Source organism: Vibrio sp. vnigr-6D03 (assembly GCF_002835515.1).
GTDB lineage: Bacteria > Pseudomonadota > Gammaproteobacteria > Enterobacterales > Vibrionaceae > Vibrio > Vibrio penaeicida.
In genome coordinates this window covers 94628-107409 of sequence record NZ_PIZL01000019.1, presented here as the reverse complement: position 1 = coordinate 107409, position 12782 = coordinate 94628, and the positions used below count along the sequence as shown (strand labels likewise).

9 protein-coding genes and 2 riboswitches are annotated in these 12782 nt (G+C 45.4%); of the genes, 5 read left to right on the top strand and 4 right to left on the bottom strand.

All coding sequences use genetic code 11. The annotated features are described in order from the left end of the window. Positions 1-93 precede the first annotated feature (93 nt). The 3 genes from deoC (at position 94) to deoD (ending at position 3369) form a co-directional block, all read left to right on the top strand. Positions 94-870, top strand: a complete 777-nt coding sequence (deoC, locus tag CW749_RS15660) for a deoxyribose-phosphate aldolase (RefSeq protein ID WP_101113206.1) — start codon at positions 94-96, stop codon at positions 868-870. Between the two features lie 216 nt (positions 871-1086). Next, positions 1087-2415, top strand: a complete 1329-nt coding sequence (gene deoA / locus CW749_RS15655) for a thymidine phosphorylase (RefSeq protein WP_101113205.1) — start codon at positions 1087-1089, stop codon at positions 2413-2415. A 237-nt stretch (positions 2416-2652) separates the two neighbouring features. Continuing rightward, the gene (gene deoD / locus CW749_RS15650; RefSeq protein ID WP_101113204.1) at positions 2653-3369 is read left to right on the top strand and encodes a purine-nucleoside phosphorylase; all 717 of its coding nucleotides are present in this window, start codon (positions 2653-2655) and stop codon (positions 3367-3369) included. An 83-nt stretch (positions 3370-3452) separates the two neighbouring features. On the opposite strand, the gene CW749_RS15645 is transcribed toward deoD, so the two are convergent. Then, positions 3453-4067, bottom strand: a complete 615-nt coding sequence (locus CW749_RS15645; protein ID WP_101113203.1) for a YtjB family periplasmic protein — start codon at positions 4065-4067, stop codon at positions 3453-3455. A 98-nt stretch (positions 4068-4165) separates the two neighbouring features. On the opposite strand from CW749_RS15645, the gene serB reads away from it, so the two are divergent. Next, entirely contained in the window at positions 4166-5134 is a 969-nt protein-coding gene (serB, locus tag CW749_RS15640; protein ID WP_101113202.1) for a phosphoserine phosphatase, read from the top strand. 97 nt (positions 5135-5231) lie between these two features. Here serB and CW749_RS15635 read toward each other — a convergent pair whose 3' ends face one another. Further along, complete coding sequence (locus tag CW749_RS15635; RefSeq protein ID WP_101113201.1) at positions 5232-7574, bottom strand: PilZ domain-containing protein; 2343 nt, start codon at positions 7572-7574, stop codon at positions 5232-5234. A 138-nt stretch (positions 7575-7712) separates the two neighbouring features. Between CW749_RS15635 and radA the strand changes: the two genes are divergently transcribed. After that, positions 7713-9092, top strand: a complete 1380-nt coding sequence (gene radA / locus CW749_RS15630; RefSeq protein ID WP_101113200.1) for a DNA repair protein RadA — start codon at positions 7713-7715, stop codon at positions 9090-9092. Positions 9093-9167: 75 nt separating this feature from the next. Here radA and CW749_RS15625 read toward each other — a convergent pair whose 3' ends face one another. Further along, the gene (locus tag CW749_RS15625; protein WP_101113199.1) at positions 9168-10646 is read right to left on the bottom strand and encodes a hypothetical protein; all 1479 of its coding nucleotides are present in this window, start codon (positions 10644-10646) and stop codon (positions 9168-9170) included. Between the two features lie 31 nt (positions 10647-10677). Continuing rightward, positions 10678-10771, bottom strand: a riboswitch (cyclic di-GMP riboswitch). Between the two features lie 213 nt (positions 10772-10984). After that, on the bottom strand, positions 10985-12502 hold the full coding sequence (locus CW749_RS15620) for a hypothetical protein (protein ID WP_101113198.1): 1518 nt from the start codon (positions 12500-12502) through the stop codon (positions 10985-10987). Positions 12503-12541: 39 nt separating this feature from the next. Continuing rightward, a riboswitch (cyclic di-GMP riboswitch) is annotated at positions 12542-12640 on the bottom strand. Between the last annotated feature and the right edge of the window lie 142 nt (positions 12641-12782).

Sequence of the window (12782 nt, the reverse complement as noted above, 5' to 3'; positions counted from 1 at the left end):
AATGAGTTTAAGTCTTCAGGGAACCAAGTCCGTTCATGTTGTGATGAGTTACCAAACTCACTTACTAATTGAATAAACTGATCGGAGATAGAAATGAGCGATTTAAAAGCAGCAGCTCTACGTGCACTTAAACTGATGGATTTGACTACGCTGAATGATGATGACACAGATGCGAAGGTGGTTTCGCTATGTCATAACGCAAAATCAGCAGTCGGCAACACGGCCGCCATCTGTATTTACCCTCGCTTTATTCCTATTGCTAAGAAGATACTGCGCGAGCAAGGTACACCAGACGTTCGCATCGCGACCGTTACCAACTTCCCACACGGCAATGACGACATCGAGATTGCGGTTGCTGAAACCAAGGCAGCCGTCGCCTATGGTGCTGATGAAGTTGACGTTGTTTTTCCATACCGCGCACTGATCGCAGGTAATGAGAAAGTCGGCTTCGAACTGGTTAAACAGTGTAAAGAAGCGTGTGGCGATATCCTTCTTAAAGTGATCATTGAAACAGGTGAACTTAAAGAAGAAGCATTAATCAAGAAGGCGTCTCAAGTTTGTATTGAAGCGGGCGCTGACTTCATCAAAACCTCTACGGGTAAAGTGCCTGTTAATGCCACCCCTGAATACGCGCGCATGATGCTGGAAGTGATCCGCGACATGGGCGTAGCAGAAACCGTTGGCTTTAAGCCTGCTGGTGGTGTTCGTACTGCGGAAGACGCAGCAGCATACCTAGCAATGGCAGATGAGATCCTAGGCGACAATTGGGTAGATGCTCGTCACTACCGCTTTGGTGCATCAAGCCTGCTGACTAACCTACTTAATACATTAGAAGTAACAGACAAAACGGCTGATCCAGCTGCGTACTAATATTTGAAGCTTCAGTGTTGTTGACGGCGTAAGTTCCCCCTAACCACATAGGAAATCTATGCTCATAGGGATGAACTTACTTGTCGCCTAGCTGCAACTCCAACTATTTAGAGTATAAAAAATAAGATCTGTTTGATTGTGGGCGATGTTCTCTCGCCCATATTCTGCCTCTATTCCCTACAAAGCCGAACCACTTGAGTCCGGTAGGAACTGACAATGTATTTACCTCAAGAAATTATCCGTAAGAAGCGTGACGGCGAAGTGCTGTCTGCGGAAGAAATTCAATTCTTTATCCAAGGTGTTGCGAAAGGTGAGGTGTCTGAAGGGCAAATTGCTGCGTTCGCGATGGCCATTTTCTTCAATGAAATGAGCATGCCCGAACGAATTGCACTGACTTGTGCGATGCGAGATTCCGGCATGGTGATCAACTGGGATCACATGAACTTTGGTGGTCCGATTGTCGATAAGCACTCCACTGGTGGTGTGGGTGATGTGACTTCTCTCATGCTTGGTCCAATGGTGGCCGCGTGTGGCGGTTTTGTACCCATGATATCTGGTCGAGGTCTCGGTCATACTGGTGGCACTCTGGATAAGTTGGAATCCATTCCGGGCTACAACATTACGCCAAACAACGATGTGTTTGGTGACGTAACCAAGGATGCGGGTGTGGCGATCATCGGTCAGACAGGTGATCTCGCGCCAGCCGATAAACGTGTTTACGCTACCCGTGATATCACGGCAACGGTCGATAATATTTCCCTGATTACCGCTTCTATTCTGTCTAAGAAACTGGCTGCCGGTCTGGATTCGCTCGTGATGGACGTGAAAGTGGGTTCCGGTGCGTTTATGCCGACTTATGAAGCGTCGGAAGAACTGGCGAAATCAATTGTTGCAGTAGCCAACGGTGCTGGCACTAAAACGACCGCCATCCTTACAGACATGAATCAGGTGCTTGCGTCTTCTGCAGGTAACGCAGTAGAAGTGCGTGAAGCGGTGCAGTTCCTTACAGGTGAATACCGCAATCCGCGTTTGCTGGAGATTACCTTAGCACTGTGTAGTGAAATGCTGGTACTAGGCAAGCTTGCAGACGATACCGAAGATGCGCGCAAAAAGCTGATCGCAGTCCTAGATAACGGAAAAGCAGCCGAATGCTTTGGCAAGATGGTGGCTGGCTTAGGTGGCCCTGTCGACTTTGTAGAAAACTACGACAACTACCTCGAAAAAGCAGAGATAATCAAACCGGTTTATGCCAAAGAAAACGGGGTTGTCTCTTCGATGGACACCCGAGCGATTGGCATGGCTGTCGTGGCGATGGGCGGCGGTCGTCGTGTGGCAACCGACAGTATCGATTACGCGGTTGGCTTTGATCAATTCATACGCCTTGGTGAAGTTGCAAGCAGTGAGAAGCCACTAGCGGTGATCCACGCACGCACTGAAGCGCAGTGGAATGAAGCGGCGGATGCATTACACAAAGCCATTACGGTTGGCGGTGAATATCAAGAGACGCCAGATGTGTATCGTCAATTTCGCTCACAAGACGTCTAGGTAAGATAGAAATAGAGGTGCAAAATATTTTTAGATAAAGCACGTCTAGATAGACCAATTTATAGAAAAAAGCCTGTCATGGATAACGAAATGAACCGTGCTTTCTTTCATTTTATTTACTCATAATAAGAGCGTAGGCAAAGGTGTTACCGAACGTAAATTGGGTTGATCTCATTAAGCGATAAGCGGTATTTTGCCTGCATCGAACATTTATTACTTTTTATAAGGACCACTTCAATGGCTACTCCTCATATTAATGCTGAAATGGGTGCATTCGCAGACGTTGTATTGATGCCGGGCGACCCGCTACGTGCCAAATACATCGCAGAAACATTTCTGGATGACGTTGTACAAGTCTGCGATGTTCGCAATATGTTTGGTTACACGGGGACTTACAAAGGTCGTAAGATCTCTGTTATGGGACACGGAATGGGGATCCCTTCGTGCTCAATTTATGCAACAGAATTAATCAAAGATTTCGGTGTTAAGAAAATCATTCGTGTAGGCAGCTGTGGTGCAGTAAACGAAGACATCAAAGTACGCGATGTAGTTATCGGCATGGGCGCAAGCACGGATTCAAAAGTAAACCGTATTCGCTTTAAAGGGCATGACTTCGCAGCAATTGCGGATTACCAGATGGTAAAAAATGCTGAAGAAGCAGCAAAAGCTCGTGGCATTGATGTGAAAGTCGGTAACCTGTTTTCGGCAGAGCTATTCTACACGCCTGATCCAGACATGTTCGACGTGATGGATAAATACGGAATCGTTGGTGTAGAAATGGAAGCGGCTGGCATCTATGGCGTATGTGCAGAATACGGTGCCAAAGCGCTGACTATCTGTACTGTGTCTGACCACATAAAAACGGGTGAGCAAACCACTTCAGAAGAACGTGCAACGACGTTTAACGAGATGATTGAGATTGCATTAGACTCGGTTTTGCTTGGCGATAAGTAAGCCAAGAATTCATGAATTAAAAAGCCCCGCTAAGTTGGTTTAGCGGGGCTTTTATGTTGTTGGAACTCGCCGATATATTCCGACTAAGATGCGACATTCTTGAGTAGTAAATTTTCACCTTTTTGGCGGCTACGACGCTGACGTCGGAACAAAATCGCAATCAATATGCCACTGGCAAAACTCATCAAAATCATTAAGTACATAAGGCGGTCACTGTTGCGATAGTGGTGATCCGATATTGCGGTCACACGACCTTTTTCAAAGGTAATACGCATAAAGCCAATCATGGCACCATCGTTGTAAATCGGTTCAACCAACTGCTGACGCCCAATGGCTGCAGTGCCTAATGGGGTATCTAGCCCTAACACTTCACGCACGGGTTTTGCATCGTGGCTTGCGGCCAGCTTAACGCCTTCCGCATCGTAGATTGTTGCATCGAGTACAAGGCGATCTTTAGACAGCTGCTGAGTCAGCTTAAGCAGGTTTTCCTGCTCCTGATTCACTAGCATATCACTGGCAGACAGCGCTGCTTGGGTGACCAAAACATTGGTCAGAGTTTCAAGCTGTCGAGCCTGAATCGCTTCGTTACCCTTACTGATAACCACGCTGTTTTGCACCATGGAAAAAACCAGCAAAGCGAGCACGATCATCGCGATAATGCGTAAGAAGGCGCGGAATGAAAATAGGGAACTGCTCATACAAAGGTTCGCCACTCGTTAAGATTTAAATTGATCATAAACTTGCGTTTCCAAATTGCAATAGGTTAAGTTTACGTTCACTACAGGATTAAACTGTCATGGACGCAATGAAAACTCTGCCAATTAAGAAACACATCACACTAGTTAAACGTCTTCCAGAAACACGATTTGCCTCTCGCATCGATTTACAACGCGCGAATTGGATCATTTTTGCTGATTACCTTTCCCCTAACCATTTTGACGACATTGATTTCTATACCGGAACCTACAATGCCGTAGTGGCAACATGGAAAGTCGGCAAATACGAAGTGGCGTTGATGACGGGCGAGCTGACCAGTGAGCATGAAACCATTTTGCAAGCGCTATCCCTAGATTACGCCAATTTGCATGATGTTCCGGATCTCAGCAAGCCTGGGTTGGTCGTAATGGATATGGACTCGACCGCTATTCAAATCGAATGTATTGATGAGATCGCTAAGTTAGCGGGCGTGGGTGAACAAGTATCTGAAGTAACAGAGCGCGCGATGCAAGGTGAGCTGGATTTTGAAGAAAGCTTGAGACAACGTGTCGGTGCGTTGAAAGATGCCGATGAAAGTATTTTGGAAGCGGTGAGAAGCGATTTGCCAATGATGCCAGATTTGCGTGAGTTCGTTGCTAGCTTGCAAGCGTTTGGTTGGAAAACGGCGATAGCGTCTGGCGGCTTTACCTATTTTTCCGATTACTTAAAAGAGACGCTAAACCTAGATCATGCTCAATCCAATACGTTGGAAATTGTCGGTGGTAAGCTGACAGGGCAAGTACTGGGCGATGTAGTATCTGCGCAGACTAAAGCTGAAATTCTCAGTGAACTTGCGGAGCAATACGATATTGAAACTCATAATACGGTTGCAGTTGGTGATGGTGCCAACGACTTGGTCATGATGAATGCCGCGGGTTTAGGTGTGGCGTATCACGCTAAACCTAAGGTGGAGCAACAAGCGCAAACTGCCGTGCGCTTCAGCGGATTAGGCGGAGTACTTTGTATTTTAAGTGCTGGGCTAGTGAAACAACAAAAAGTGGCGTGGTAGCGGGTTACATCTTGGTTTTAATATAAAAACACACGTATTCAAAAACAAAAAAGCGGGCTATTTAAGCCCGTTTTTCTATTTTTCCCATAATATGAAATTATGTCAGTTCCAGCCTTATCAGAACTTCTTCTGTAATATCGGTAAATTCACCGTATCCCACTAAGCTGGTGAATTCCTTCTCTAACGCTCTAGCGTGATGGATAGTCGCTTTGGCCAAGCTGCTCAATTCTTCATTGAGAAGGTTGGTTAATGAATCGAAAATGGGCATACCAGAGATTCGAATCACATAAAACTGCCCAATTGATTTGGCTTTCTTTACAAAGCGCATGCGCTCTTTTATCGATTCAAAGTCACTGATTAAGCGAGTATGGATTTCTTCAATCTGCTTACCATTTTGATTAACGGCGATATACAGCTCATGAAACGCTGGCTCTGCCCCCTCGATAGGGCGCATGGGCGTTGCCAGCAAAGTATTCGTTCGATTCTTAAAAATAGGTTCCAATGAGAGTTTGCCGCCATGCCCTAACGATTGGAAAATTTTAGCAAGACCATCCATTGGGAAATTCACACCAATGGCTCTTGGTTGCAATATCCGATCTTTCTTTTCAATGTAGAAAGGAACGGACACCATTCTTCCAAGCAACAAATGATGCATAGTGCTCAGCAGCTCTGAAGAGGGGATGGGTTCATTGTCTTCTTTAAGCTTACCCTGATTATGGGTAATCAAACGTTTTAAAAAATTTAGGCTGCGAGTACTTTGAGCGTTTTCAATGATCGATAGATGGACATTTTTACAATCAGGACTGAGTTTGATCACCTTGTAGGGTACTTCTGACAATGGTACTCCACTGTCGTAGCGTTGAAGCTCAATATAGTTCACATTGATTTCGTCGCCTGCTTTGGCCTGAAGAGGCGTTGCCAGTTGAATGTTCAACCCTCTGCTGGAAAAGTCGACGGTTTTTCCTTTTAGCGGCTCTGCACTTTCCAATTGAGCTTCGACAGGAGAATCAAATACAAATCTTGGTTCTGTACGGCGAGAGCTGGAATCAAAGTATATGCCTTGTGGCGAGCCCACTATCTGACGAGTATGACGGAATCGATTGAGCTCAGAGCTTGGTATGCTGGGCTTTTCTGTTAACAAATAGTCGTGGCTGGTTTTCGCGTCACTCACTTCTTGTAAAATGCCAGTGTGTGTCAGAGTTTTGATGGTTTCTGACATTTCCGGCGCAACTTCCAATAAGTGTGAGATCTCATCTTTAGATAACTCAAACATATGTAGCCGGAATACACGCCAGCTATCGCGTCTAGCGCCTACATGCCAAAATAGCTGTCTTTGTTCGCGGGAAGCCTCAGGCAGCATCATGCTGTAAAACAACGTTTTATCTTGATGTTCGTGAGTAAACGAATAGATGAAATTACTACTGGTCTTCATTCCCGGCGGGGTAAGAGGAGCCATGCGTTCACGATTAAAGAGAGTGCCTAGAGTCTGTTGGTTACGCTCGTCATGCCAATATGTCCAAAGCCCCTGATTAGCATCTGTGAGCAGTGAATATCGGAGCTCAGTACCAGAGAAAAACAGCGGAAGGTTACTGGTGTGTTTTAAGTAGCTGTGCTCGTAGCCTCGAGAGCGTGCACGAAGAATATGGTCTTGGTTATCGTGTTTGGCTCTTTTAGAGTTGTTTTTTAGCATCAGCTCAATGGCATGAGAAATCGCATCGGTTTCGGTGAGTTTCATCAATCGAAGCCATTTCACGCTGTTATTTTCAAAGCAATTGTCTACACCAAGAATTCGATATTCGAGCGCTTCTTCTAATTCGGGGTTATTGGTTTCTTTCGCAAGCTGGACGAAGCGCGCTTCTATGACTTCTCCGAGTTTGTAGTCGAATGCACTCGGTACTTTGAATTTTGCACCTGAACACGACAAATCAACACTGACGCCGTGGATCTCTTGGCCGGACTTTAATTTGATGTCTACTTGGCTTGCCATGCGTAAGCGATTTTCTTGGCGGCGTAAATCGTAGCCTAACCGTATGGCTTCTGCTTCGTATGGGCTGTCTGGGTCGGTGATGCTGTAGGTCATATTCGGGCGATTTTTATTCATCACCCTAAAATTATTACGAGTGTTGACTAACGCTTCCCACACGCCTTCGGTATAGCCACCAAAGCGCTTCACTTTTTTGTGGTAGGCATTAATCGCTACGTCGTCGAGCCAATGGGTTAGCTCCTCAAGCTTGTATTCGCGACATTCCCCTTGTACTCGTCCTCTCAAATCTATGGTCTTGGTGCATGGCGCCATCACGCGCTTCATTTCCATTTTGACCAAAATTTTGACCGACGGATGCTCCCCTTCTGTCATTTGTGACAATACAAGGTCGAAGTCATCCGAACGGTATACGGGTATGAGGCGCTCAACGAGCGAGAGTATTTCAGCTTGTTCCATTATTTCTGTTAAAGTACCTGTCCTAACTGGGTTATCGACGACATAATCGTTATCTTTAAAATAATTATACTCTTATGATCAGAGATATGACCCCAATGTTAAATTTTTATTGTAAATAATTGAGGGACGGCAAGTTCTATGGCGAAAGCAAAACGTGCATATGTTTGTAATGATTGTGGTGCAGATTTCCCCCGCTGGCAAGGGCAGTGCAACGCTTGTGGGGCTTGGAACACCATATCTGAAATTCGTCTTGCCGCTTCGCCAACTGTAGCCCGTAATGAAAGGCTTTCAGGGTATGCAGGCTCTGGAACAGAATCCAAAGTACAAAAGCTTTCGGAAATTGATCTTCAAGAAGCACCTCGTTTTTCTAGTGGGTTCAAAGAATTAGATAGAGTACTTGGTGGTGGGATTGTGCCGGGAGCGGCTATTCTGATTGGTGGTAACCCTGGAGCTGGTAAATCAACACTTCTTTTACAAACCATGTGTTTGCTTTCAAGCCAAATGCCTTCGCTATATGTGACAGGTGAAGAGTCTTTACAACAGGTCGCAATGCGAGCATCGCGATTGGGCTTGCCAAAAGACAGCCTCAGCATGTTGTCTGAAACCAATGTCGATAAAATTTGCCAAATTGCAGAAAAAGAACAGCCCCGCATTATGGTGATCGACTCCATTCAGGTGATGCATGTTGCCGATGTGCAATCGTCACCTGGTAGTGTGGCGCAGGTTCGTGAGTCCGCAACTGCTCTAACGCGCTACGCCAAACAGAACAATGTGGCCGTTTTTATTGTTGGTCACGTGACGAAAGATGGCACGTTGGCAGGGCCAAAAGTGTTGGAGCACATTATTGACTGTTCGGTCTTGTTAGATGGCGGTACAGACACGCGTTTCCGTACTATGCGCAGCCACAAAAACCGTTTTGGTGCGGTGAATGAACTGGGTGTGTTCGCGATGACAGGGCAAGGGCTAAAAGAAGTCAGTAACCCTTCTGCCATTTTCTTATCCCGTGGTGAAGAGGAAACTTCTGGCAGTTCAGTCATGGTGGTGTGGGAAGGAACGCGTCCACTTTTAGTTGAAATTCAAGCGTTGGTGGATTATTCGCAGCTGGCTAACCCTCGCCGAGTGGCGGTGGGGTTGGAGCAAAACCGCTTGTCTTTGTTACTTGCCGTTTTGCATAAACACGGCGGCTTACAAATGGCTGACCAAGACGTATTCGTGAACGTGGTTGGCGGGGTTAAGGTGACTGAAACCAGTGCCGACCTTGCGTTAGTGATGGCGTTATTATCGAGCTTTCGAGACCGACCATTGCCGAAAGATGTCGTGGTGTTTGGTGAGGTTGGGCTAGCGGGTGAAATCCGCCCTGTACCCAGTGGACAAGAGCGATTAATGGAAGCGTTCAAACACGGCTTCACCAAAGCCATTGTTCCAGCCGCTAATATGCCAAAAGGCGGAATTCAAGGCATGCAAATTCATGGTGTTAAAAAGCTCTCAGAAGCCATTGAAGCGTTTGATGAGTTGTAAGCTTTATACTTTTATCATCAAGATGACTTGGGTTAAAACGTTGAATGAAAGCCACCTCGCGGTGGCTTTTTTTGTTTATTGAAGCTTCAGGTTGCGAATGTCGAAGCCATCGTTATTTTCGTCATATCCAGCCTGAGTGGTGGGTATGATATGCGTACGGTCTTCAAAACGTAACGCGAGCAGCAGACAATTTTGGTATTTGGCGTCGTTAAAGGTTTTATCTATTTCCCCTTGAGTGACCAAAAGGTTGTCGTCGCGTTCAGTTCCTATGGTTTCCCAACGAGTTTCTCGTGTACCGTTAGCCGCTAAACAGTTCAATTTGGCAAGTACATAACCTTGTTCAGCGTAACGTTCGTAGTCCCAGTTGTTCGACGTAAACTCTTGCAAGGTGATTTGCTTGTTGAAGATAGGGCAAGCAGAAAGTTTACCGTTGTTCGACATGTTGAACGTGGAAATACCACCTTTACCCACCGAGTAGAATTGCTTCCAGCTGAAGATATTTTGAGGGTTGTAGCGCCACGGTTCGCTTAGTGCTCGTTCGCCTGCTTGATCAACAACAAAGTTACCCAACTGAGAGTCGATGTTCAGGTTACAACTTATTTCTGAAGGTACACCCGTGGAGCCGCCATTCAAGCAATTTTGCAGTTCAGCGCTTCCAGCAGGGTAAAGAAGTTCGCAAAGCTCTTTATTTGGATTCTGTTTGGTGACGAATACTTTTACGTCTTTTAACATTAACCCATAAGAGTCAGGTAACCCTTTGTCGCGAAAGACGATTGGCGTGTGAAAACGGTCGGCTTTAAAGTGAACGACTGCTTTGTTGAAACCTTTAATAAGGTTAATGTCGTTCAACTGAATAGGAAATTGTAGGCGATGACCGCTGATCCCAACGCCACCATGTCCATTCACTGTCGCACTTGTCACTTCACCACCGACATTGTTGATAAGGTCGCGGTAGTAATTATTCGCTTGTGACGTTGGTGTGTAAGCGCGTCTTTGATATTTAAATACTAAGCGATACTCCGCCCCCGGAGTTGTCGGTACAAACGTGCGAATGTTAACTGCAGCTTCATTATTATTGAAGTTAAGAGGGTAGTACGTCCCCCCAACATTTAAGCGACGATTTTTAGGGCAATGTGATGTATCTGAATCTAGCTCCGCAAGATAACCCCCACCTTTGTATTGTTGGCCGTAAGTTTTAGATGTCCCCACCTCCAGCTGAGCTTCACAGTGGTTATTGATACGGCGGCGAACTTCTTCTTCACCAATGGTGCTTTCCAAATACTGGTATTGCGATTTTCCGAGCACATGGCGCATGGTGCGTTTGGTCCAACGAGGTTCAAACAGTAGCGTACTGCCTGATGTGTAAGCTTGCGGGTTACTAGGCGTTAGCTGCTCACCAGAAGGGGTAAAATCAACCAAACCCCAAGTGCCGTGTTCTAGCTGATTTTGATAGGTATTAAATAGTTGGGTGTATTTGTCTAATGTATCTGCTGCAATAGGGAAAGCTAAGACTGCAGAAGCCAGGCTTAAACTTACCAAAGTTTTTTTTATCATGACTCTAATCCTTGTGTTTTTAACAGAAACACTCAGCAATGCAGCCTACCTGAATGCATACCACTGCGATGTTAGGTACTGTCATTTTGCGTCCCGATTTTTCAATCAGTTTGCCCTAAGAGTGGTGATAGATTAGATCAGCCAAAAACGGAAAAAAGGCTAATATAAATAAATTCTTAACTTCGATTTACAGTCTTTATTTTAAGAATAAGAGAGAGTGAAGTTCGACACCAATCATGTGTTCGTGACATAAAAAGACCCCCAATAATTGGTGTCCAACTATTGGGGGGCACTTCATAAGCGGTGGCATTTTGGGAAGGTATTAATTAAAAAAGTGTTTAGTTTTCGATACGCATAGCACGTACATCAAAACCATCACTGTTCGCATCGTAACCAGACTGTGATTCTGGAATTAGGTGCGTACGGTCAACAAAACGTACCGCAGTAAGCAGACAGTTGTCGTACTTAGCGTCGTTGAACAGTTTGTCGATTTTCTTGTTCGTGATTAGGTAGTTGTTCTCTAGTTCAGTTTCAACTACTTCCCAACGGCTCGCACGGATACCATTGTCAACACAAGAAAGTTTAACTTTCACTAAGCCTTGCTCTGCCCAACGCTCGTAGTCCCAGTTGTTCGCAGTGTACTCGTCCAGTCTTAGACGCTTACCTTTGATAGGACAACCAGAGTATTTGCCGTTAGAAGCCATGTTGAACGTAGTGATGCCTTCTCTACCTACACCGTAGAAGTTCTTAGTATGTAGGATATTAAGAGGGTCGTAACGCCATGGTTCACTTGTCGCACGGTAACCAGCTTGGTCTACCACTACGTTACCCAGTGTTGAATCCACTTCAAGGTTACAGCTGATAACTTCAGGTGCCGGCTCGCCACCATTCAAACAGTTAAGTAGCTCTTGGCTTCCTGCAGGGAATAGCACTTCACACGTTTCTTTATTTGGATTCACTTTCGTTACATGAGTGCGTACTTTGTTCACCAAGATACCGTATGAATCAGGAAGACCTTTATCTGCAATAGCAATAGCCGTGTGGAAGCGGTCTGCCGTAAATTTAATACGTGCAACGTAGAAACCGTGACCATCGCGGCTAGCGTGAGGAGCGGCTGGTAAGCTTACACGCTGACCATCAAAGCTGGCGTTTGAACCACCATCCAGTTTCGCCGATTCGATATCACCACGAACCCATACTGCTACGTCACGGTATGCATTGTTGGAACTGTTGTGATAGTTACGTTTAGTGTAACGAATTTCAACTTCGTACTCAGAGCCCGGTGTTGTTGGGATAAATGTACGTAAGTTTACTGTAGAAGCGTTGTTTTTAGGGTAAGACAAGTCGTAACGCTTACCGCTGACATAGATAGCAGGCTTGTGCTTCTGGCAGTGGTAAGTATCTGAATCTAATTCTGTTAGATACTGTTTCTTTTGCTCCCACCAAGGAAGTGGGCTGCCGAAGTTATACGTTTTATGTTTACCGACTTCTGCGCGAGCTTCACATACTTGATCAACAAGACGGCGGATTTCATCTATACCGATGCTGTTGCGAAGTTCGTCAAACTGGTTAGATCCCAGCATTTTTCTAAGAGTGTTCCAGGTCCAACGTGTTTCAAACAAGATGTTTTGACCGCTGGTGGTGTAAGCTGCTTTGTTGCTTGGTGAGAGAGTTTGGTTAGGTGAAAGGTCAACAGTTGCCCAATAACCCCAAACTTGATTCTTGTAGCTATTAAAGTCCTGTACGTACTCTTCAGCTTTTGGTTTGTTATTATCAATGACACTTGCGGGTACAAATGCTTGTGCTTGCGTTGCTGCAAGTGCTACTAGGCCTGCAACTAAAAATTTCAATTTCATTACTCTAAATTCCTTTGTGTTTTCGTCTCGGTAAAAACACTCAGCAATGCAGCCTACCTAAAAGCAAATACCCTAAAAGGTTGTTTAGGTACTGTCATTTTGCGCCCTCATCTCTCAATGAGTTAGCCCTAAGAGTCGCGGTAGAATACATGATCTCCATTCAAAAAAAATGCAGGAAAACAGGTATTCTCATATATGCTACTAATGTCTTACATCAGATATGACTAATTTAGATGATGGGAATTAGCACCGAAGAGAAAAGGAACTGCACAACTCCGGG

Excerpts from the sequence above, each read along its gene's own strand:
- CW749_RS15635 (WP_101113201.1), bottom strand. The coding sequence starts at position 7,574 with ATGGAACAAGCTGAAATACTCTCGCTCGTTGAGCGCCTCATACCCGTA.
- CW749_RS15625 (WP_101113199.1), bottom strand. The coding sequence starts at position 10,646 with ATGATAAAAAAAACTTTGGTAAGTTTAAGCCTGGCTTCTGCAGTCTTA.
- serB (WP_101113202.1), top strand. The coding sequence starts at position 4,166 with ATGGACGCAATGAAAACTCTGCCAATTAAGAAACACATCACACTAGTT.
- deoA (WP_101113205.1), top strand. The coding sequence starts at position 1,087 with ATGTATTTACCTCAAGAAATTATCCGTAAGAAGCGTGACGGCGAAGTG.
- CW749_RS15645 (WP_101113203.1), bottom strand. The coding sequence starts at position 4,067 with ATGAGCAGTTCCCTATTTTCATTCCGCGCCTTCTTACGCATTATCGCG.
- CW749_RS15620 (WP_101113198.1), bottom strand. The coding sequence starts at position 12,502 with ATGAAATTGAAATTTTTAGTTGCAGGCCTAGTAGCACTTGCAGCAACG.
- deoD (WP_101113204.1), top strand. The coding sequence starts at position 2,653 with ATGGCTACTCCTCATATTAATGCTGAAATGGGTGCATTCGCAGACGTT.
- deoC (WP_101113206.1), top strand. The coding sequence starts at position 94 with ATGAGCGATTTAAAAGCAGCAGCTCTACGTGCACTTAAACTGATGGAT.
- radA (WP_101113200.1), top strand. The coding sequence starts at position 7,713 with ATGGCGAAAGCAAAACGTGCATATGTTTGTAATGATTGTGGTGCAGAT.